Below are 21,397 nucleotides of genomic sequence, written 5' to 3' on the forward strand. Positions count from 1 at the left end.
TGCGATCTAGGAACGAGTGCCGGCCGGCCGCTTCGCCCCCCCCGCGCCGCCCAGCCAGAAGCCAAGCAGCAGCATCCCCGCCGCCACCGCGAGCAGGGCGGCAACAGGCCCCAGCGTCGCCCGCCCCGCGCCCATCAGAACGGGGCCCAGCGACTGGCCGAGGAAGAAGCTGCAGGCATGCAGCGCCACGGCGCTGCCTCGGGCCTGGGGTGCGACCTCGGTCACCCGCGTCTGGATGGAGGAATGGATCATGTAGAAGCCGGTGCCGAGCACGAGGCAGGCTCCGACCCCGATCCAGGCCGAGGGCGCCAACGCCAGCCCCGCCAAGCCGGTGGCGCAGACCACGCCACCCAGCCGGATCGTCCCCGACTGCCCCACGCGTCGCAGCAGCGCCGGTGCCATGGCGGCGAAGACGAAGCCGCCGAAGGCATAGGCGGCGATGGCGAGGCCCGCCTCCCGCGTGCCGCCCTGCCCGCGCTCGGCGAAGAGCGGCGCGAGGAAGGGGAACACGCCGAGCAGCATCGCGCCTTCCAGGAACACCGCCAGATACAGACGCCGCGCGGCCTTGAGGCCGAGGATGCCGCGATAGCGGGTGAGCGCCTCCACGATGTCGAAGCGCTTCGCCGGGGGCGGCGCGGCCTCGCGCAGCACCAGGAAGCCCGACAGGCTCGCCGCCGCACAGAGCAGGATCACGCCGCGCCAGCCGATGAAGGGCTCGAGCAGCGCGGCCAGGGCGCCGCCGGCGATGGACCCGGTCAGCCCCGCGACGAGCAGGCGCGACAGCGCGACCTGCCGCCGCTCCAGCGGGACGTTGTCGCCGATGCTGGCGATGGCGAGCGGAAACACCCCGCCCGCGGCCATGCCGGCGACCACGCGCAGCGCGCCGAGCGTCGCAAGATCGGGTGCGAAGGCGGAGGCGGCGAGCGCCAGCGTCAGCACCGCGAGGCAGGCGCGCATGACGCGGCGCTTGCCGAGCGCATCGCCGACCGGCCCCAGGATCGGCTGGACCAGCGCATAGGGCAGGGCGAAGGCGGTGGAGAGCAGGGCGACGGTCGCCACCGCCGCGCCGAACTCGCCGGACAGCACCGCGACGAGCGGATCGAGCGCGCGCCCCGCAAGCGATGAGGCGCCCGCGCCGAGGCCGAGGACGAAGATCAGCCGCGTGGTGGGGTCGGAGAGGAGCGGCATGCCCGCCGAGGTCTGCGCCGGACCGCCGCGCCGCGCAATCCGGCGCGGCATCAACCCTCCCCCGCATCGCGGGGGAGGGCTCGTCGGGTCAGCCGACGCGGTTCTCGATCAGGTCCTGCACCACGGTCGGGTCGGCGAGCGTGGAGGTGTCGCCCAGCCCGTCCGTCTCGTTCGCGGCGATCTTGCGCAGGATGCGGCGCATGATCTTGCCCGAGCGCGTCTTGGGCAGCCCCGGCGCCCACTGGATCGCGTCCGGCGCCGCGATGGGCCCGATCTCCTTCCGCACCCAGGCGACCAGTTCCTTGCGCAGCGCCTCGGTGGGCTCCTCGCCGGACTTCAGCGTGACGTAGCAGTAGATGCCCTGGCCCTTCAGGTCATGCGGCATGCCGACCACCGCGGCCTCGGCGACCTTCGGATGCGCGACCAGCGCGCTCTCGATCTCGGCCGTGCCCATGCGGTGGCCGGAGACGTTGATCACGTCGTCCACGCGGCCGGTGATCCAGTAGTAGCCATCCGCGTCGCGGCGCGCGCCGTCGCCGGTGAAATACATGCCCTTGAAGGTGGAGAAGTAGGTCTGCCCGAAGCGCGCGTGGTCGCCATAGATCGTGCGCATCTGGCCCGGCCAGGAATCCAGCAGCACGAGGTTTCCTTCCGCCGCGCCCTCGATGATCTTGCCTTCGCCATCCACCAGCGCGGGCTTCACGCCCGGCAACGGCAGCGTGGCCGATCCCGGCTTCTGCGCGATGGCGCCGGGCAGCGGCGAGATGAGGATGCCGCCCGTCTCGGTCTGCCACCAGGTGTCCACGATCGGGCAGCGCTCGTCGCCGACATTGCGGTAGTACCAGAGCCAGGCTTCCGGATTGATCGGCTCGCCCACGGAACCCAGGATGCGCAGCGACTTGCGGCTGGTCTTCTTCACCGGCGCCTCGCCCTCGCGCATCAGCGCGCGGATCGCGGTGGGCGCGGTGTAGAAGATGTTGACCTGGTGCTTGTCGATCACCTCCCAGAAGCGGGAGACGGAGGGGTAGTTCGGCACGCCTTCGAACATCAGCGTCGTCGCGCCGTTCGCGAGCGGGCCGTAGACGATGTAGGTGTGGCCGGTCACCCAGCCGACATCGGCCGTGCACCAGTAGATCTCGCCGTCGCGGTAGTCGAACACGTTCTCATGCGTGAAGGACGCCCACACCATGTAGCCGCCGGTGGTGTGCAGCACGCCCTTCGGCTTTCCGGTGGACCCGCTGGTGTAGAGGATGAAGAGCGGGTCCTCGGCGCCCATCGGCTCGGGCTCCGCGGTGTCCTTCTGGCGGTCGCAGAGGTCGCTCCACCAGATGTCGCGGCCGGCCTGCATCGGCACATCGCCGCCGGTGTTCTTCGCGACGACGACATGGCGGATGGACGGGCACTGCTTCAGCGCCTCGTCGGCATTGGTCTTGAGCGGCACGGTGCGCCCGCCGCGGCGGCCCTGGTCGGCGGTGATCAGCACGCTGCACTCGGAATCCTGGATGCGGCTGGCCAGGCTGTCGGGCGAGAAGCCGCCGAAGACGATGGAGTGGATCGCGCCGATGCGCGCGCAGGCGAGCATCGCGACCGCGGCTTCCACGATCATCGGCAGGTAGATGCAGACGCGGTCGCCCTTCTTCACGCCGAGCTCGCGCAGGCCGTTGGTCAGCCGGCAGACCTGTGCATGCAGCTGGCGATAGGTGACCTTCGCGTCGCTCTTCGGATCGTCGCCTTCCCAGATGATCGCCACCTGGTCGCCGCGCGTGGCGAGGTGCCGGTCGAGGCAGGAGACGGAGGCATTGAGCACGCCGTCCTCGAACCACTTGATGCTGACATCGCCGTGGAAGTCGACGTTCTTGATCTTCGTCGGAGCCTTCATCCAGGCGATGCGGTTCATCTCGCCGCGCCAGAAGCCGTCCGGATCCTTCTCCGCCTGCTCGTACATGGCGCGGTACTTCGCCGCGTCGATGCGCGCCTTTGCGGCGATCTCGGGCTTCACGGCGATCAGCGCGTCCGACATGCGTTCTTCCCCAAGCTGGGCCGGCTGCCCGTCATGCGGGCCGGCGTCTCTATCCCGGTCTATGGGGCACAGGGCCTTGATATGCGTCAACCGGCCCGAACCATGTGCCTGCGGGCTAGTGGCTTGCGGCGCAATAATCCGCTGCGGAGGCCTGCATTACGGCAATTTCAGCCCGGCACCATCACCGCGAGAGAAGCGCTGTCCCATCCTCATCGTCATGCGGTCCACGGGCGCCTGGCGCACGCGGTCCCATGCCATCGGTGTCGGCCATTTCCCGGCAGGCCGCCGCCGACGAGGCCGGAGCTCCGCGAGGGGCGATCGGCCCTTCGGGCCGGCTGCAGCAATGCGGCCGGCCCTTTCTTTTGCCTGCCGCGCCACGCCGACGCGGTTCAGCCCTTCGGCATCTCGGCGAAGGTCAGTTCCACGGTGATGCCGGTCGGGTCCTGCAGGAAGATCTGGTGCAGCGGGAAGCCGGGCACCGGCGCCTCCCGGAAGGCCACGCCGAGCGCCGCGAGCCGCGCGCGCGTCTCCTCCAGCCCCTCGGCGCGGAAGGCGACATGGCCGAAGGCGCCGTGATCGGCGGGCGGCCAGGGGTCGCTGTCCTTCGCGCGCGCGGCGATGTGCACCACCGGCCGCGCCCCGGACCAGAACCAGATGCCCGGAAAGTCGAAATCCGGGCGGGCGCCTTCGAACAGGCCCACCACCTCGCCCCAGAAGCGGCGCAGCGCCGGCAGGTCGGCCGGCCGGCAGCGGATGTTGACGTGGTCGAGCCCGGTGACGGCCATGGCGCGGTTCCTCCCGCCCGGCAGAGTGCGCCGGGCGGGAGAGCGACGTCCAGGATCCCGCTTCAGGTCCGGCGCACGTTCCAGGGATAGGGCGAGGAGCCCGGCAGGATCCCCGTGATGTCACGCCGGAAGGCCGTGCGGATGACGAACTGGCCGAGCGGCACGAAGGCCGCCTCGTCCAGCGCCAGCCTGCCGAGCTCGGAGGCGAGGGCGCGCTGCCGCGCCGGGTCGGGGGCGAAGAGCCACGCCTCTGCCAGCTCCTCCGCCTTGTCGCTCTTCCACCAGCCGAACCAGCCGCGCTCGCCCTGGCCGCGCACCAGGAAGGACGTGGCGGGGTTGGCCCAGGCCGAGGCGCCGCCGGTGGTGTGCAGCATGGACCAGCCGCCGCGCTCCACGGGCTCGCGGCTGCCGCGGCGCTGCACCACCGTGCCCCAGTCGGTCTCCGCCAGCTCGACATTCATGCCGATCCGCTTCAGCCGGTCGGCCGAGACCTGGCCGAGCGGGCCGATGTCGGGGAAGTCGGTCGGGTTGATGATCACCACCTTCTGCCCGGCATAGCCGGCCTCGCGCAGCGCGGCGCGCGCCTTGTCGAGGTCGCCCGGCATCACCGCCTCGCCGAGGTCCTCGAAATAGGGCGTGTGCCGCGGCCAGAGGCTGCGCCCGACCTCCCAATCGGTGCGATCGTCGCCGCGCGAGGCGCGCATATATTCGTCCTGCGCGACGGAAAGCCGCACGGCGCGGCGGATGCGCACGTCGTCGAAGGGCGGATGGAGGTTGTTCATCCGCATCACCGCCATGCGGCCCGAGGGATCCGTCGCCTCGCGCCTGATGTCGCGCGAGCGTGCGAGGAGCTGCTGCAGGTCGGGATGCGGGCGTTCCCACCAATCCACCTCGCCGGCCTGCAGCGCGGCGGCGGCGGTCGCGGCATCGGGCAGGATGTGCCACTCGATGCGGCGGAAATGCGCGACCTTGGCGCCCATGGTCCAGGTCGGCGCTTCCTGCCGCGGCACATAGCCGTCGAACTTCTCGTAGACGACCTTGCTGCCCGAGTTGAACTCGGACGCGATGAAGCGATAGGGGCCGGAGCCGATCATCTCCGTGACGCCGCGATTGGGATCGGTCTTCGCCAGGCGTTCCGGCATGATGAAGGGAACCGAGGAATCCGGCTTGGCCAGCGCATCCAGCAGCAGCGGGAAGGGGCGCTTCAGCCGGATCACCATGGTGCGGTCGTCCGGCGTGCTCCATTCCTCGACCTGGCGGGCCAGCAGCTGGCCGAAGGGCTCGCGCGCGCACCAGCGCTGGATCGAGGCGACGCAATCCACCGCGCGCACCGGCTCGCCATCATGGAATCGCAGCCCCTCGCGCAGGCGGATGCGCCAGGTGAGCCCGTCGGAGGAGACCTCGTGCCCCTCCGCCATCTGCGGCTTCGGGCTCAGCGCGGCGTCCACGCCGTAGAGCGTGTCGAAGACGTAGAAGCCGTGATTGCCGGTGACGGTCGCGGTGGTGAAGATCGGGTCGAGCACGCTGAGATTGGCCTGCGGCACCAGGCGCAGCGTGGCGGCGCGGGTGTTCTGCGCCACGGCGGGCGCGGCGGGCAGCATGCCCGCGGCCATCGCGGCGGCGCCGCCGGCGAGCAATCCACGTCGTTTCATCATGCTTCCTTGTCCTTCCTCTACCCGGTCGGGAGCCTAGAGCCGTTTCCACGCCGCCGGAAACGGTTCTAAGGAAGGCCCCGATGGATCGGCCTTCCCCATCCCCGCCGGCCGCAGGCGACCGCATCCCGCGCGCCGAGGGTGCCACTCCTGCCATGGCGCAGTGGTTCGCCGCCAAGGCGGCGCATCCCGACGCCCTGGTCTTCTTCCGCATGGGCGATTTTTTCGAGCTTTTCTTCTGCGATGCGGAGGATGCCGCGCCGGTGCTCGATATCGCCGTCAGCCATCGCGGCGAGCATCGCGGCCAGCCCGTGCCGATGGCCGGCGTGCCTGCGCATGCGCTGGATGCCTATCTCGCCCGGCTGATCCGCGCCGGCTGGCGCGTGGCGATCTGCGACCAGATGGAGACGCCGGAGGAGGCGAAGCGCCGCAAGGCAGCGACCATCCGGCGCGAGGTGGTGCGCGTCGTCACGCCGGCGACGGTGACCGAGGACGGGCTGCTCGACGCATCCCGCCCCGCCTGGCTTCTGGCGGTGGCGCCGGGCGAGGACGGGTTCGGCGCGGCCTGGCTCGACATCTCCACGGGCGGCTTCTGCACCGCGACGCTGCCGCGCGCCGAACTCGGCGCGTTGCTCGCCCGGCTGGAACCGGCGGAGGCCGTCACCGCGCCGGAACTATCGGAAGACACCGAGCTTGCGCAGCGCCTGCCGGGCCGCATCGCCCCGCGCCTGGTGCCGCGCGACGCCGCGCGCCTCGTCCGGGAGGCCTATGGCGTCGCGACGCTGGACGGCTTCGGCCGCTTCGCGCCGGCCGAGCTCGACGCCGCCGCGCTCGCCATCGGCTATGTCCGTGAGACGCAGGCCGGGCTGCTGCCGCGCCTCGATCCGCCGCGGCCGCAGACCGACGCCGCCGGCGTGCTGGCGCTGGACGCCGCCACGCGGCGCAGCCTGGAGATCCTGCGCGACCAGCGCGGCGGGACGGAGGCGACGCTGCTCGCCGCCGTGGACCGCACCCTCACCGCCGCCGGCGCACGCGAGCTGGCTGCGCGGCTGGCCGCGCCGCTGGCCGAGGCCGCGCCGATCGCCGCGCGGCACGACGCGGTCGCCTTCCTGCTGGGCGACGCGGCACTGCGGGGCGCCATCCGCGCGGCGCTGAAGGGCGCGCCCGACATGGCCCGCGCCCTGGCGCGGCTCGCGCTTGACCGCTTCGCGCCGCGCGACCTCGGCGCCCTGCGGGCGGGGCTCGATCTCGCCGCGCATCTCGTCGCGACCCTCGCCGCGCCCGCGCTGCCCGTGCCGAAGCTGGTGGCCGAGGCCGCCGCCGCGTTGCGCCTGGATCCCTCGCTGTCTGCCGAACTCGGCCGCGCATTGTCGGAAAAGCTGCCGGCGCGATTGGAGGATGGCGGGATCATCGCCGCTGGCTACGACGGCGAGCTCGATGCGCTGCGCCGGCTGCGCGATGGCGGGCGGGAGGCGATCGCGGCGCTGCAGCTCGACCTCGCCCAGGCCTGGGGCGTGGCGAGCCTCAAGATCCGCCACCACCAGCAATTCGGCTTCCTGGCCGAGCTCCCCGCCGCCCCGGCGGAAAAGCTGCTGCGCGACCCTCCGAAGGGGCTGAGCCCCGAGCACGCCCCGATCCATCGCCAGACCATGGCGAACGCCGTGCGCTTCACCTGCACCGCGCTGGCCGAGCTGGACCGCAAGGTGGCCGAGGCCGGCACCCGTGCCGCCGAGCGCGAGCGCGCATGCGTCAAGCATCTGCGTCGGCTTCTGCTGGACGCTGGCGGCCCGATCGCCGAAGCCGCCCGCGCCATCGCCGAGCTGGACCTGCACGCCGCCGCCGCCGCACTGGCGGAGGAGGGCGGCTGGTGCCGGCCGGAGATCACCGACCGGCCCGACTTCGCCATCGCCGGCGGCCGCCACCCGGTGGTGGAGGCGGCGCTGCGCAAAGCCCGCGGGCCGGCCTTCGTCCCCAACGACTGCGATCTCTCGCCCGGGCGGCGGCTGTGCCTGCTCACCGGGCCGAACATGGCGGGAAAATCAACCTGGCTGCGGCAGAACGCGCTGATCGTGGTGCTCGCCCAGGCCGGCCTCTTCGTCCCCGCCACCTCCGCCCGGCTCGGCCTGGTGGACCGGCTGTTCTCGCGCGTGGGCGGGGGAGACGACATCGCCGGCGGGCGTTCCACCTTCATGGTGGAGATGGCCGAGACCGCCGCCATCCTGAACGGCGCCACGCCCCGCTCCCTGGTGGTGCTGGACGAGGTGGGGCGCGGCACCGCCACCTGGGACGGGCTGGCCATCGCCTGGTCGGTGCTGGAGGCGCTGCACGATCGCATCCGCTGCCGTGCCATCTTCGCCACGCATTTCCACGAACTGACCGCGCTCGCCGGGCGCCTGCCGGAGCTGCGCCTGGGGCAGATGCAGGTGGCGGAGTGGCGCGGCGAGGTGGTGTTCCGCCACCAGGTCGGCGATGGCGCGGCGCAGAAATCCTGGGGGGTGCATGTCGCCCGCCTCGCCGGGGTGCCGCGCGCCGTGCTCGCCCGCGCCAACCAGGTGCTGAACGCGCTGGAGGCGCGCGCCAGGGCCGGCGGGCCGGATGCGCTGGCCGAGGAACTGCCCCTGTTCGCCCGGCCGGCCGCCGCCGCCCCGGCCCCGCCCCCCAGCCCGCTGCACGCGGCGCTTGCAGGGCTGGACCCAGATGCCCTTTCCCCGCGCGAGGCGCAGGAGGCGCTCTACCGACTCAAGGCACTTGTTGCTGAGGATGCCGCAACGCAACACGACGACACTGTTGCAGGCGGCCGCGAGTCGGTATCGTGAAACCGTGATCCGCATGAGCCTTGCGCACGCGCCCGACGCGGCCGGTTCGCCCGCCGCCGAGGCGCCCGAGGTGCTGCCCGACCTGGTCGCCGCGCTGCTGCCCGGCGGGCGGCCGATCCCGCGCGACGAGGCGCTGGGCCAGCTGCGCCGTCAGCTCGGCCGCATCCAGGGCAAGGTACAGCGCGCCTTCGAGGCGCATGAGCTCTCCGGTCTCGCCGCCGCGCGCTGGCTGGCGGCGCTGACCGACGGCCTGGTCGGCGCGATCCACGCCTACACCATCGCCATGGTGCCCTCCGGCCCCGAGGGCGGGACCCAGGCCGAGCCAAGCGTCGCGCTGATCGCCACCGGCGGCTATGGCCGCGGGGTGCTCGCGCCCTATTCGGACATCGACCTGCTGTTCCTCTCGGACCAGCCGGTCGGGCCGCAGGGACGGCGGGCGGTGGAGTTCATGCTCTACCTGCTCTGGGATCTCGGGCTGAAGGTGGGGCACGCCACGCGCACGGTGGCCGAGTGCATCGAGGATGCGCGCGGCGACGCCACCATCCAGACCGCGCTGATCGATGCGCGCTACCTGGCCGGCGATGCGACGGTGCATGCCCGCTTCGACGCCGCCTTCGCGGCCTTCCGCAAGCAGTCGGGGCTCGCCGCCTTCCTCGCCGCCAAGCGCGCCGAGCGCAGCGCGCGGCATGCGCGCTACGGCGACAGCCCCTTCCTGGTGGAGCCGCATGTGAAGGAGGGGCGCGGCGGGCTGCGCGACCTGCAGACGCTCTATTGGCTGGCGCGCCACGCCTTCGGCGTGCAGCGCATGCCCGAGCTGGTCGGCAAGGACAGCCCTGGCGGTGGCCTGCTGACGCCGCAGGAGGCGCGCGCCATCCGCCGCGCCTGGAATTTCCTCTGGACCGTGCGCTTCCACCTTCATTACGTGACGGGACGCGCGGAGGAACGGCTCACCTTCGACCTGCAGCCGGTGGTCGGCGCCCGCATGGGCTACACGCGCCACGGCGTGCAGGACGGCGTCGAGCGCTTCATGAAGCACCTGTTCCTGACGGCGCGCGACGTGGTGCGGCTGACCCGCCTGCTGGAGCCGGCGATCGAGCGCGCCGCGCTCGGCGTGCCGGCGGTGCTGCCGGCGGGCGACGCGGGGCTGGCCCAGGCCGGCATCGCGCTGGCCGACGGCAAGGCGCTGTTCTCGCCCGACCGCGATGTCGCCGCCGATCCCGCCATCATGCTGCGCCTGGTGCGCGCCGCCCGCGACCGCGGGCTGGAGCTGCATCCGCTGGCGCATCGCGCGCTGGTGCGCAATGCGCGCTACGCCGTGCGCCTGCGTGACGACGCGGATGCGAATGCGCTGTTTCTCGACATCCTGTCGGGCCGCGACGCGGCGCGCTGGATGCGCACGCTGAACGAGGTGGGGTTCCTCTCCCGCTTCATCCCGGACTGGGCGCGGATCGTCGGGCTGATGCAGTTCGACACCTACCACGTGTTCACCGTGGAGGAGCACACGATCGAGGCGATCGGCGTGCTGGGCGCGCTGGAACGCGGCGACCTGGCGGAGATCGCGCCCGTCGCCTCCGAGCTGATCGGGCAGGTGCAATCCCGCCGCGCGCTCTATGTCGCGGTGCTGCTGCACGACATCGCCAAGGGCCGCGGCGGCGACCACAGCGAACTCGGCGCGGAGATCGCGCTCGATCTCTGCCCGCGCCTCGGCCTGACGCCGGAGGAGACGGAGACCGTCTCCTGGCTCGTGCTGAACCACCTGCTGGTCAGCCAGACCGCCTTCAAGCGCGACATCGACGACCCCAAGACCATTCTGGACATCGCCGAGACGGTGCAGTCGCCCGAACGCCTGCGCCTGCTGCTGGTGCTGACCGTCGCCGACATGCGCGCGGTGGGGCCGAAGGTGTGGAACGGCTGGAAGGCGACGCTGCTGCGCGAGCTCTACTGGCGCGTCGCGGAAGTGCTGGCGGGCGGGCTTTCCGTGCCGGAGCGCGACACGCGCGTCGCGCGGGCGCGCGCCGCCGCCGCGGCGCTGCTGGACGACCTGACGGAAGCGGAGCGCGAGCATTTCCTCTCGCTCGGCTATCCCGGCTACTGGCTCTCCTTCGACCCCGAGACGCATGCGCGCCACGCGCACATGATCCGCGAGGCCGAGCGCGACGCGGCGCCGCTGACGGTGCGGTCCCGCGTGATCGAGGCGCGTGCGGTGACGGAGGTGACGGTCTACTGCACCGACCATCCTGGCCTGTTCAGCCGCATCGCCGGCGCGCTGGCGGTGGCGGGTGCGAGCATCGTGGATGCGCGCATCCACACCATGACGAACGGCATGGCGCTCGACACCTTCTGGGTGCAGGACGCGGCCGGCGGCGCCTTCGACGCGCCGCATCGCCTGGCGCGCCTGGCGGTGCTGATCGAGCAGTCGCTGTCCGGGCGCCTGCGGCTGGAGGCCGAGATCGGCAAGCTGCGGAGAGAACCGGCGCGGCTGCGTGCCGTGCAGATCCCACCGCGCGTGGTGATCGACAACCACGCCTCGAACTCGCACACGGTGATCGAGGTGAACGGGCGTGACCGGCCGGGCCTGCTGCACGACGTGACGGCGGCGATCAGCGAGCAGGGCCTGCAGATCGGCAGCGCGCACATCACCACCTACGGCGTGCGCGCGGTGGACGTGTTCTACGTGAAGGACGTGTTCGGCCTGAAGGTGGAGAACGAGCGCAAGCTGAAGGCTCTGCGCGACGCGCTGGTGGGCGCGCTCGGCGGCCCGGAGGCCGCTACGGCGGAGGCCGAGGTCCGCGCGGTCTGACGGGCGCGGGCGCGGGCGCAACGCTTCCTGACAATTTCGAACGGCGATGCGCAGCGGAGTCCGTTGCGCGGCCGGCGCGGCCTGCCCCAGGCTGCCGCGATGCGGCTCGCTGTCCTGATCGACGCGGAGAATGCGCAGGCACGGCTTGTGGCAAGCGTGCTGCAGGCCGTGGACAGGCATGGCAGGGCGACGCTGCGGCGCGCCTATGGCGACTGGTCCGCACCGGCGCTTTCCGGCTGGCGCGACGCCGTGGACACCCACGCCATCGAGCCGATCCAGCAGTTCCGCAGCCGTTCGGGCAAGAATTCCAGCGACTGCGCCATGATCGTGGACGCGATGGACCTCCTGCACGGCGGACGCTTCGACGGCTTCTGCCTGATGTCCAACGACAACGACTTCGCCAGCCTGGCGCGTCGGATTCGCCGCGAGGGTCGCCACGTCTTCGGCTTCGGCACCCGAGGCGCGGGCGAGCAACTGCAGCAGGCCTGCGATCGCTACCTGATGGTCGACGACGCACCGCGTCGCATCGCCGCCGCCGACGACGACGCGGCAATGTGCAGGGCCGAGCAGGTCGCGGTGCTGGCCGCCGCTGTGGAGGGCTGCCGCGAGGCGTCCGGCTGGTCGCCCCTGACGGCCGTCGGGCAACGCGCGAAGCAGGAGGGTGTCACGCCGGCGGAGCTGGGCTTCTCCTCGCTCCGGAAACTCCTCGAGGCCTTCGCCTTCTTCGAGATCTCGTCGGCCGAATCAGGCGCAGGCACGAGGCCCAACGAGTTCGTGCGGCGGATCCCCGCCTCGCGATGAAGCGCTACCACCGCCACCCATAGGGCCGGCGGTAATAGGGATAGCCGTAGCCGCGATAGTAGCCCAACGAGATGCTCGGCCCCCAGTAGTACGGATAGGCGTAGGGGTACGCATACGGATAGGCGTATGGATACGGGTAGGCCGGCGCCGCATAGGGCATCACGGCCACCCGCGGCGGCGCCTGCAGCTGGTTTCCGGCGCTCGCCATGCATTGCGCATAGGCCGCATCGTAGCGGGCCTGCAGCCCCGCGGTGGACGCCGCGGCATTGCCCGCGCCGACCGCCGATCCCGCCACGAGGCCGGTGCCCGCGCCGACAGCCGCGCCCGCGCCGGCCTGTCCGGTGGCCGAGCCGACCAGCGCGCCGGCCGCCGCGCCGAGCGCGGTGCCGACCGCCGCGCTGCCCACCGCCGCGTTGGCCGCGGCCTGCGCCGGCACGTAGCCGATCTGGCCGAAGGCGTAGTTGCGGCACTGCGCGTCCTCCGCCTGGAAGCGCTGCAGGTCCTTCCCCTCCGGCGGCAGGGCGAAGACTGTCGGCCCGGCCGGCGGCACGACCGCGCAGGCACCGAGCGCGAGCAGGGGGAGAAGCAGGACAGGGCGGGGCATGCGCATGGCAGGCGGCCTTCCGAAGGTGCGAGAGCCGATCAGCTTTCGGATATATAGTGTCTTGCAGGTTTCTGCGGCATCGCCGTGGCAATCCTGCCCCGCCTCGCGCTCTATACGCCTGCGCACGGGCTGCCCTCCGCCGCGCGCACCGACAGGAGATGCCGCCGTGACGAACGAACCGCCCGCCTCGGCAAAGCTTGCGGTGCTGATCGACGCAGACAACGCCCAGCCCGCCGTGATCGAGGACCTGCTGGGCGAGGTCGCGCGTTATGGAATTGCCTTCATTCGCCGCGCCTATGGCGATTGGACCACGCCGAACCTTGGTGGCTGGAAGTCGGCCCTGCTCGACCATTCCATCCAGCCGATGCAGCAGTTCCGCTACACGGTCGGGAAGAACGCGACCGACAGCGCCATGATCATCGACGCCATGGACCTGCTGCATTCGAAGCGTCTCGACGGGTTCTGCCTTGTCTCGAGCGACAGCGACTTCACAGGATTGGCCCGGCGCATCCGCGAGGAAGGGCTTCTGGTGGTGGGCTTCGGCGAGAGGAAGACGCCGCGTCCCTTCGTCGCCGCCTGCGACCGCTTCGTCTTCACCGAGATCCTGTCCCGCAAGTCGCCGCAGGCAGCGGCGCCGAGCGAGAGCGCCAAGCGGCCCGCGGACGACAAGCGGCTGATCGAATTGCTCACCGAAGCTCTGGACGCGGCCTCGGACGAGGCGGGCTGGGCACATCTCGGTGCCGTCGGCAGCAAGGTGGCACAGCAGGCGCCGGAATTCGATTCGCGCTCCTGGGGCTTCGCCAAGCTCAGCGGCCTCGTGGCGGCGATCCCGATCTTCGAACTGGAGGAACGCCGCGGGCCGGACGGCACTTCCCGCGCGCTGTTCATGCGCCGGCGGCCCTCGCCGCCCGCGGCACGTGCCAGGCGATAGCGCGCCTGAGCCGCCGCCACTTCGCTGCGTTGCTCCGCACATGCGCAGGTCGAGAGGACAAAAAGGGCACTGCGGGGCGGTGCACCCTGCCTCGGCGGGCGCGTCACGAGCGCCAGGATGGTGCGCCCCGGCATCCGTCGCCGCCCGACCGCCTACCCCAGCAGCCGCCCGATGACCCGCGCCGTGTAGTCCACCACCGGCACGATCCGCCCGTAGTTGATCCGCGTCGGCCCCACCACGCCGATCGCGCCGACGATCCGCTGGTCCTGAGCGTTGCGGAACGGCGCGACGACCATCGAGAGGCCGGCGCTGTCGAACAGCCCGCTCTCGGCGCCGATGAAGATCTGCACGCCCTCGCCCCGCTGCGCGAGATCGAGCAGGCGCAGCATCGTCTCCTGCGTCTCCAGCCGGTCGAACAGGGCCTGGATCTCCTGTACGCGCGCCACCTGGTCCAGGTTCTGCAGCAGCTTCGCCTGGCCGCGCAGGATCAGCGTGCCGCCGACGCCGCCCGACCAGGTGGCCAGCCCCGCCGCGATCACCTGCTGCGTCAGCTCATCCAGCGCGGTGCGGTGTGCGGCGATCTCGGCCTGCACGGCGCTGCGCGCCTCGTCCAGCGTGCGGCCGGAGAGGCGGGCATTGAGGTAGTTGCTGGCCTGCACCAGAGCGGAGGGCGGCAGGCCGGGCGGGACCTCGATGACGCGGTTCTCCACCTGGCCGTCCGCCGTCACCAGCACCACCAGCGCGCGGCCGGGACCGAGGGCGACGAACTCGATATGGCGCAGCGGCGCCTCGCTCTTCGGCGCCACGACGAGGCCCGCCGCGCCGGCGAGGCCCGACAGCATCTGCCCCGCCTCGGCCAGCGTGTCCTGCAGGCTGCGCCCGCCGCCGGCGCAGCGCGCGGCGATGGCGTCACGCTCCTCCTCCGCCAGCGCGCCGAACTGCAGCAGCCCGTCGACGAAGAGGCGAAGGCCGCGCTCCGTCGGCAGCCGCCCGGCGGAGGTGTGGGGGGCGTAGAGCAGACCGGCATCCTCGAGATCCGCCATCACGTTCCGGATGGTGGCGGGCGAGAGCGCCTGCGGCAGCCGGCGAGATAGGGTGCGGCTGCCCACCGGCTCGCCGGTGGCGACATAGAGCTCCACCAGCTCGCGCAGGATCGCGGCGCCGCGATCGTCCAGGCCAGCCGGCAAGGGCGGCGTGACCGCGGCGGAGAGACTCATGGCCGGCGCCCCGCTGGGGCGCGGTGGCCGGTGCATCGGACCCATGGTGGTGCGCGTCCCGGACCGTCTTGCTTCGGGGAACAGTATGGAAACGCCGTGGCCCGGGTCAACCACGCCCGGCGCTGGACCGCGGCCGGCTGGCATCGCAGGCTGCGCCGCCATGCGCCGCCCGATGCTCCTTGCGCTGCTCGCCGCCCTGCTGGCGACGCCCGCGCGGGCCGATCCCTGGACCGCCTGCGGCCGCGCCATCGCGGAGGCCGAGCGCGGCGCCGGCATCCCGGCCGGGCTGCTGCTGGCCATCGCGCGGGTGGAGAGCGGGCGGGCCGCGCCGGGCGGCGGCATCGCGCCCTGGCCCTTCGCGATCAATGCCGACGGCGCCGGCCGCTACCCCGAGAGCAAGGCCGCCGCCATCACGGAGGTGGAGGCGTTGCGGGCGCGCGGCATCGCCTCGGTGGATGTCGGCTGCATGCAGGTGAACCTGTTCCACCACCCGCAGGCCTTCCCCGACCTCGACGCCGCCTTCGACCCGCCGCGCAACGTTGCCTATGCGGTGCGCTTCCTGCGCGACCTGCATCGGCGCACCGGCAACTGGTCCGACGCGATCGTGCAGTATCACTCGGGCGAGCCGGGGCGGGGCCTCGCGTATCATTCGCGGGTGCGGGTGGCGCGCGTCGCGGGCGGGACACTGCTCTCCTCGCCGGCGGCGCTGCGCGGCCTCTGCGCGCCGGGGCGGCGTGCGGCGGTGCTGGTCGGGCGGAACGGGCGGCCGCGGATCGTCTGCCGGGCGTGACCCTGGACGCGCCGCCGCTCTGGGATTAGCTGCCGGCCATGATCGACTTCCCCGCCGGCTTCAAAGCCCCCTTCTTCCGCCCCTCCAGCCGCAAGGCCGACGAGCTGCGCCAGGTGACGCTCACCCCCGGCGCCTCCCGCCATGCGGAGGGCTCCTGCCTGGTGCGCTTCGGCGTGACGGAGGTGCTCTGCACTGCCAGCATCGAGGGCAAGGTGCCGCCCTTCCTGCGCAATTCCGGTCAGGGCTGGGTCACCGCCGAATACGGCATGCTGCCGCGCGCGACGCACACCCGCAGCGACCGGGAAGCCGCGCGCGGCAAGCAGTCCGGCCGCACGCAGGAGATCCAGCGCCTGATCGGCCGTTCGCTCCGCGCCGTGACGGATCTGAAGGCGATGGGCGAGATGACCGTCACGCTGGATTGCGACGTGCTGACCGCTGATGGCGGCACGCGCACAGCCTCCATCACCGGCGCCTGGGTCGCGCTGCACCTGGCCTTCGAGCATGCGATCGGTAAGAACATCCTGAAGAAGAACCCGCTGCGCGACCAGGTCGCCGCGATCTCCTGCGGGATCTGGCAGGGCACGCCGGTGCTCGACCTCGACTATGACGAGGACAGCAAGGCGGAGACGGACGGCAACTTCGTCATGACCGGCGCGGGCGGCGTGGTGGAGGTGCAGGCCACCGCCGAGGGCGCGCCCTTCAGCGAGGAAGAACTGACCGCGCTGCTTGGGCTGGCGCGCAAGGGCACCGCCGAGCTTTTTGCGAAGCAGAAGGACGCCATCCGCAAGTGAGCCATCGGCTGCTGACCGGGCCGAAGCTGGTGCTGGCCACGCACAACGCCGGCAAGGTGCGGGAAGTCGCGGAGCTTCTGGCGCCCTGGGGCTTCGCGGTCGTCAGCGCCGGCGCGCTCGGCCTGCCTGAGCCGGCGGAGACCGAAAGCAGCTTCCTCGGCAATGCGCGGATCAAGGCGCTGGCGGCGGCCACCGCCTCGGGCCTGCCGGCGCTGGCCGACGATTCGGGCTTCTCCGTCGCCGCGCTGGATGGCGCGCCGGGCGTGCATACCGCCGACTGGGCGCAGACGCCCGATGGGCGCGACTACGCCATGGCCATGGCCAAGGTGGAAAGGCTGGCCCGGCACGCGAAGGATCGGCGCGCCTGGTTCTCCTGTGCGCTGGTGCTCGCCTGGCCCGATGGCCACACCGAGGGCTTCCTGGGCGAGGCGCATGGGCAATGGGTCTGGCCGCCGCGCGGGACCAACGGCTTCGGCTACGACCCGATGTTCGTCCCCGATGGCGGCGCGCAAACCTTCGGCGAGATGGCGCCGGCGGCGAAGCACGCCATCAGCCACCGCGCCGCAGCCTTCGCGCAGCTTTCGGCCGCCTGCCTGCCGCCGCGACCCTGAGATGCGCACCGCCCGCCTCGTCCTGCTGCTGCTGGCCCTGACGCTGGGCGGCGCGCGGGCCGAGGAGGCGGGTGCGCTCCGCAGCGATCCGTCGCTGCCTCTGCGCGGCGGCGCCGCCGCGGCCGGCGCGCTGGTCTGGATCCATCCCTTCACCCGCGACCCGCAGCCCCCCGCGGCGCCCGGATGGAGCCACCGGCTCACTGAGGCCGGCTGGGATCTCTGGCGGTTCGACCGGGTCGGCGGCCCGGACCCGCTGGCGGCGGGAGCGGAACGCCTAGCCGCCGGCACCGCGGCGCTGCGCGCGCGCGGCTACCGGCGGATCGTGCTGCTCGGCGAGAGCCGCGGCGCCTTCATCGCCCTGGTCGCGCTGCGGTATCCGGGGCTTGCGGATGGCGTGGTGCTCGCCGCGCCCGCCGCGCATGGCCGCAGCGTGGAGCGGCGGCCGCAGGCGCTGGCGGATTTCGCCGCCGCGCTCGACGCCGCCTCGCCGGATGCGCCGGCGCGGCTGGCGCTGTTCCTCTTCGCCGACGATCCCTGGGACCCCGACCCCGCCCGCCGCGCCGCGCTGTTCCGCGCCGCCGCGGAACGCCTGGGCCGCCCGGCACTGGTGGTCGAGCACCCGCCGGCCCCGATCGGCCATGGCGGCGTGCAGGACCCGGAGTTCGACGCGATCTTCGGCGCCTGCCTGGTCGCCTTCCTGGATCTTGACCGCGCCTCGCCCGCCGCCTGCCCTTGAAGCCCGCGCGGCCTGCCCAACCTCCCGCCGCAATAAGCCGGGAGAATGAGGATGCGTGTGTTGCGCGGTGCGCTGCTGGCCTGCCTTCTGGCGGGCGCGGCCCATGCCCAGCCTGTCCTGAGCGAGTCACGGCCGCCGGAGGTGGCCGGCGTCCGGCTCGTCACCGTGGCCGAGGGGCTGGAACGGCCCTGGGGCATGGCCTTCCTGCCGGATGGCGCGATCCTGGTCACCGAGCGGCCCGGGCGGCTGCGCATCGTCCGCGATGGGGTGCTCGATCCCACGCCGATCGCCGGCGTGCCGGCGGTGCATGCGCAGGGGCAGGGCGGGCTGCTCGATGTCGCGCTGCATCCCGATTTCGCGCGCAACCGCACGATCTTCCTCAGCTACGCGCATGGCTCGGCGCAGGCGAACCGCACGCGCCTGGCCAGTGCCGTGCTGGACGGCACCGCGCTGCGCGACCTGCGCGTGCTGTTCGAGGTGAACCGCGAGAAGCCGGCCAACGCCCATTTCGGCAGCCGCATCCTGTTCCTGCCGGACGGCAGCCTGCTGCTGACCATCGGCGATGGCGGCAACCCGCCCAATTCACTGGATGGCCGCCTGATCCGGGAGAATGCGCAGGACCTGTCGAACCATCTCGGCAAGATCCTGCGGCTGAATGCCGATGGCAGCGCGCCGGCCGACAACCCGTACGCCGGCCGCGCCGATGCGCGCGCCGAGATCTGGACCGTCGGCAACCGCAACAGCCAGGGCATCGCCTGGGACCCGATCCGCAACGCGGTCTGGGCGAACGAGCATGGCAGCTCGGGCGGCGACGAGCTGAACCGCATCGAGCGCGGCCGGAACTATGGCTGGCCGGTCGCCTCCCACAGCGTGGAGTATCGCGGCGGCGCGCAGATCGGCGTCGGCCGCAGCGCGCCGGGCACCACGGACCCGGTGCTGGTCTGGATGACGACGACGGCGCCATCCGGCCTTGCGGTCTACACGGGCGACCGCTTCCCCGCCTGGCGCGGCGACCTCTTCTCCGGCGGGCTGCGCGGGCAGGATGTGCGCCGCATCCGGCTCGATCCGGCCGGCCGCGTGCTGGGAGAGGAGACGATCCCCGTCGGGCGGCGCGTGCGCGACGTGCGGCAGGGGCCGGACGGCCTGCTCTACCTGCTGACCGACGAGCCCTCCGGCGCGCGCATCATCCGGGTGGAGCCGGGCTGACGAACGGCCGGCGGCCCCGGGCGTTGCGGTTTCTCGACACAGGGGAGAGCCGCCATGAGCCGCAAGCCGCAGCCGCATCGTGACCAGGGCAAGCCGGGCCTCGACACCACCGGCACCGCGACGGGCGGAAAGGGCCAGCCGCCCGGCGGGGAGAAGGATGCGCGCGGCCTGACCCGCGACGGCACCGGCTTCGGCGAGGAGCCGGAAGGCGGTAAGCCGACGGATGCGCGCAGCGGCCCCTGGGCCGTGCACCCCGAGCCCAAGGGCGACTGATCGCTACAGCGTCGCCGCCGCCAGTCCCAGCAGCGCGGCGGCGGCGACGCCCATCATGGTGAAGGTCAGGCTGGTGCCCAGCACGCGCCACTTGAAGTCCTCGGGCTCCTTCGCGATGCCCTGGGCGTGCAGCACGCGGCCCGCGACCAGCACCACGCCCAGCACATGCAGCGCCCAGTCGGGCAGGCCGTTGATCTCGCAGAGCGCGAGCAGCAGCAACGCGAAGGGGACGTATTCGGCGAAGTTGCCATGCGCCCGCGCGGGCCGCTCCACCAGCCGGTGCGACGTGCCGAGCCCGACGCGATGGATGCGCCGCGCCTTGATCACGCGCGTGGCCAGCCAAATGAAATAGAGGCCGAGCAGCCCCGCATAGAGCGCCGTGACGGGCAGCATCAGGCAGCCTCCTTTACATCGGCCCTTGTGCCGCCGGACAGCGCCAGCAAGGCTTCGGGCGTGGTGGCGAAGACATGCATTGGCGAGCCCGCCGCGGCCCAGACCTGCTCGAAGGCAAAAAGATCCTCGTCCACCAGCACCACCGGCGGCGTCAGGTGGCCGAGCGGCGCGACGCCGCCGATGGCGAAGCCGCTCCGGTCCCGCACCCAATTGCCGTCGGCCCGCTTCACCGGCAGGCCGGTCGCCGCGGCGACCTTGGCCATGTCCACCCGGTTGGCGCCCGAGGCGATCACCAGGACGACGCGCTCGCCGCCGCGGAAGACGATGGATTTGGCGATCTGCGCCACCTGGCAGCCGACGGCCGCTGCGGCATCGGCGGCGCTGCGCGTGCCTTCGGGGAAGGCCTGCACGGAATCCGCATGTCCGGCCGCCAGCAGCGCCGCCCGCACCCGTTCGACAGACCCGCCGGACATCGCCATATCCTTTCCTCTTGCACGCGCTCCGCGTGTGCCCTCAAACGCCGGTGCCGGCATCCGCCGGCTTGGCTTCGCGGCACCTGCCGCGGGCCGCATTCGCGGCCTCGGCCGGCTTTGCCGGCCGCCTTACCGGACCCATCTGCGGAAAGCGATGCGCGAGCCCCTCGCCCTCTACATCCACTGGCCCTTCTGCGCCGCCAAGTGCCCGTATTGCGACTTCAACAGCCATGTGCGGGAGCGGGTGGACCACGCCGCCTTCGCCGCCGCGCTGCGCGCCGAGCTGGCGCGGGAAGCCGCGCGCACCGGGCGCCGGCCGCTGGCCTCGATCTTCTTCGGCGGCGGCACGCCGAGCCTGATGCGGCCCGAGACCGTCGCGGCGCTGATTGCGGACGCCACCGCGCTGTTCGATCCGCTGCCCGATCTCGAGATCACGCTGGAGGCCAACCCGACCAGCGTCGAGCGCGACAAGCTGCGGGGCTTCCGCGAGGCCGGCGTGAACCGCGTTTCCCTCGGCGTGCAGGCGCTGGAGCCGGAATCCCTTGCCTTCCTCGGCCGCCGCCACGATGCGGGCGAGGCCATCGCCGCGCTGGAGACAGCTCGGGCGATCTTCTCGCGCGTGTCCTTCGACCTGATCTATGCCCGCCCCGGCCAGGCGGAAGCCGACTGGCGCGCGGAGCTGCGCCGCGCGCTTGCGCTGGCGGCCGATCACCTCTCGCTCTACCAGCTCACCATCGAGCCCGGCACGCAATTCGCCACCCTGCACGGCCGTGGCGACTTTCGGCTGCCGGAAGGCGAGGACGCCGCGCGGCTCTACACCGCGACCGCCGAGGAAGCCGCCGCCTTCGGCCTGCTCAGCTATGAAATCTCCAACTACGCGAAGCCGGGCGCGGAGAGCCGGCACAACCTCGCCTATTGGCGCTATGGCGACTACATCGGCATCGGCGCCGGCGCGCATCAGCGGCTGACGCTGGATGGCGAGATCATCGCCGCACGCCGCCACCGCGCCCCTGAGGAATGGCTTCTGCGCGTGCAGCGGGACGGCCACGCGGTCGTCGACGAACAAGAACTCTCGGCGCGCGACCGGGCGCGGGAGGCGCTGCTGATGGGGCTGCGCCTTACCGAGGGCGTGGACCCGGCGCGCATCGAAGCGCGCAGCACCATGCCCTTCGCCGAGGCGGTGGATCTGCGCATGCTGGACTCGCTCGCCGGGGAAGGGCTGCTGGCCTGGCGCGACGGCCGGCTGGTCGCGACAACGGACGGGCTGCTGCGGCTGGACGCGATCCTGCCGCTGCTGGTCAACTGAGCGG

19 protein-coding genes are annotated in these 21,397 nt (G+C 72.4%); 11 read left to right on the forward strand and 8 right to left on the reverse strand.

The window, feature by feature from the left end; all coding sequences use genetic code 11:
* Nucleotides 1–6: 6 nt before the first annotated feature.
* The 4 genes from DFH01_RS05710 to DFH01_RS05725 all read right to left on the reverse strand — a co-directional run bounded on the left by DFH01_RS05710 (nt 7) and on the right by DFH01_RS05725 (nt 5,645).
* A complete protein-coding gene (locus DFH01_RS05710; RefSeq protein ID WP_233255976.1) occupies nt 7–1,239 on the reverse strand; it encodes an MFS transporter in 1,233 nt (410 codons plus the stop codon).
* A 37-nt stretch (nt 1,240–1,276) separates the two neighbouring features.
* The gene (acs, locus tag DFH01_RS05715) at nt 1,277–3,208 is read right to left on the reverse strand and encodes an acetate--CoA ligase (protein ID WP_109869372.1); all 1,932 of its coding nucleotides are present in this window, start codon (nt 3,206–3,208) and stop codon (nt 1,277–1,279) included.
* A 389-nt stretch (nt 3,209–3,597) separates the two neighbouring features.
* On the reverse strand, nt 3,598–3,993 hold the full coding sequence (locus DFH01_RS05720; RefSeq protein ID WP_109869373.1) for a VOC family protein: 396 nt from the start codon (nt 3,991–3,993) through the stop codon (nt 3,598–3,600).
* 62 nt (nt 3,994–4,055) lie between these two features.
* Nucleotides 4,056–5,645 (reverse strand): ABC transporter substrate-binding protein, encoded by a 1,590-nt coding sequence (locus DFH01_RS05725; protein WP_109869955.1) that lies wholly within the window; start codon nt 5,643–5,645, stop codon nt 4,056–4,058.
* Nucleotides 5,646–5,728: 83 nt separating this feature from the next.
* On the opposite strand from DFH01_RS05725, the gene mutS reads away from it, so the two are divergent.
* The 3 genes from mutS to DFH01_RS05740 all read left to right on the forward strand — a co-directional run bounded on the left by mutS (nt 5,729) and on the right by DFH01_RS05740 (nt 12,062).
* Nucleotides 5,729–8,461: a DNA mismatch repair protein MutS gene (gene mutS, locus DFH01_RS05730; protein ID WP_109869374.1), complete on the forward strand. Its 2,733-nt coding sequence runs from the start codon at nt 5,729–5,731 to the stop codon at nt 8,459–8,461.
* Between the two features lie 13 nt (nt 8,462–8,474).
* Entirely contained in the window at nt 8,475–11,261 is a 2,787-nt protein-coding gene (locus DFH01_RS05735; protein WP_109869375.1) for a [protein-PII] uridylyltransferase, read from the forward strand.
* A 99-nt stretch (nt 11,262–11,360) separates the two neighbouring features.
* Nucleotides 11,361–12,062, forward strand: a complete 702-nt coding sequence (locus tag DFH01_RS05740; protein ID WP_109869376.1) for an NYN domain-containing protein — start codon at nt 11,361–11,363, stop codon at nt 12,060–12,062.
* A 4-nt stretch (nt 12,063–12,066) separates the two neighbouring features.
* Here the strand turns inward: DFH01_RS05740 and DFH01_RS05745 are convergent, their stop codons facing one another.
* Nucleotides 12,067–12,666 carry a glycine zipper family protein gene (locus DFH01_RS05745; protein ID WP_233255977.1) on the reverse strand — a complete coding sequence of 200 codons (600 nt, stop codon included), beginning with the start codon at nt 12,664–12,666 and terminating at the stop codon, nt 12,067–12,069.
* A 166-nt stretch (nt 12,667–12,832) separates the two neighbouring features.
* Here DFH01_RS05745 and DFH01_RS05750 point away from each other — a divergent pair, with 166 nt between their 5' ends.
* Nucleotides 12,833–13,597 (forward strand): NYN domain-containing protein, encoded by a 765-nt coding sequence (locus DFH01_RS05750; RefSeq protein ID WP_233255978.1) that lies wholly within the window; start codon nt 12,833–12,835, stop codon nt 13,595–13,597.
* Between the two features lie 152 nt (nt 13,598–13,749).
* On the opposite strand, the gene hrcA is transcribed toward DFH01_RS05750, so the two are convergent.
* Entirely contained in the window at nt 13,750–14,850 is a 1,101-nt protein-coding gene (gene hrcA / locus DFH01_RS05755; RefSeq protein ID WP_408609176.1) for a heat-inducible transcriptional repressor HrcA, read from the reverse strand.
* Between the two features lie 136 nt (nt 14,851–14,986).
* Between hrcA and DFH01_RS05760 the strand changes: the two genes are divergently transcribed.
* The 6 genes from DFH01_RS05760 to DFH01_RS05785 are packed head-to-tail and all read left to right on the forward strand — an operon-like array spanning nt 14,987 to nt 19,221.
* The gene (locus tag DFH01_RS05760; RefSeq protein WP_158287626.1) at nt 14,987–15,604 is read left to right on the forward strand and encodes a transglycosylase SLT domain-containing protein; all 618 of its coding nucleotides are present in this window, start codon (nt 14,987–14,989) and stop codon (nt 15,602–15,604) included.
* Nucleotides 15,605–15,642: 38 nt separating this feature from the next.
* Nucleotides 15,643–16,395 carry a ribonuclease PH gene (rph, locus tag DFH01_RS05765; protein WP_109869380.1) on the forward strand — a complete coding sequence of 251 codons (753 nt, stop codon included), beginning with the start codon at nt 15,643–15,645 and terminating at the stop codon, nt 16,393–16,395.
* Entirely contained in the window at nt 16,392–17,006 is a 615-nt protein-coding gene (locus tag DFH01_RS05770) for a non-canonical purine NTP pyrophosphatase (protein ID WP_109869381.1), read from the forward strand. The genes rph and DFH01_RS05770 overlap by 4 nt, the downstream gene beginning before the upstream one ends.
* A gap of 1 nt (nt 17,007) precedes the next feature.
* Nucleotides 17,008–17,742: an alpha/beta fold hydrolase gene (locus DFH01_RS05775; RefSeq protein ID WP_109869382.1), complete on the forward strand. Its 735-nt coding sequence runs from the start codon at nt 17,008–17,010 to the stop codon at nt 17,740–17,742.
* A 51-nt stretch (nt 17,743–17,793) separates the two neighbouring features.
* The gene (locus tag DFH01_RS05780) at nt 17,794–18,948 is read left to right on the forward strand and encodes a PQQ-dependent sugar dehydrogenase (RefSeq protein ID WP_109869383.1); all 1,155 of its coding nucleotides are present in this window, start codon (nt 17,794–17,796) and stop codon (nt 18,946–18,948) included.
* Nucleotides 18,949–19,002: 54 nt separating this feature from the next.
* A complete protein-coding gene (locus tag DFH01_RS05785) occupies nt 19,003–19,221 on the forward strand; it encodes a hypothetical protein (RefSeq protein ID WP_109869384.1) in 219 nt (72 codons plus the stop codon).
* 3 nt (nt 19,222–19,224) lie between these two features.
* Here the strand turns inward: DFH01_RS05785 and DFH01_RS05790 are convergent, their stop codons facing one another.
* Together DFH01_RS05790 and DFH01_RS05795 are read right to left on the reverse strand one after the other, a co-directional pair.
* Nucleotides 19,225–19,614, reverse strand: coding sequence for an MAPEG family protein (locus DFH01_RS05790; RefSeq protein ID WP_109869385.1), 390 nt, complete (start codon nt 19,612–19,614; stop codon nt 19,225–19,227).
* Nucleotides 19,614–20,087, reverse strand: a complete 474-nt coding sequence (locus DFH01_RS05795) for a YbaK/EbsC family protein (protein WP_109869957.1) — start codon at nt 20,085–20,087, stop codon at nt 19,614–19,616. The genes DFH01_RS05790 and DFH01_RS05795 overlap by 1 nt, the downstream gene beginning before the upstream one ends.
* Before the next feature lie 154 nt (nt 20,088–20,241).
* On the opposite strand from DFH01_RS05795, the gene hemW reads away from it, so the two are divergent.
* A complete protein-coding gene (gene hemW, locus DFH01_RS05800) occupies nt 20,242–21,393 on the forward strand; it encodes a radical SAM family heme chaperone HemW (RefSeq protein ID WP_109869386.1) in 1,152 nt (383 codons plus the stop codon).
* Nucleotides 21,394–21,397 lie beyond the last annotated feature (4 nt).

Source organism: Falsiroseomonas bella (assembly GCF_003173615.1).
Lineage (GTDB): Bacteria > Pseudomonadota > Alphaproteobacteria > Acetobacterales > Acetobacteraceae > Falsiroseomonas > Falsiroseomonas bella.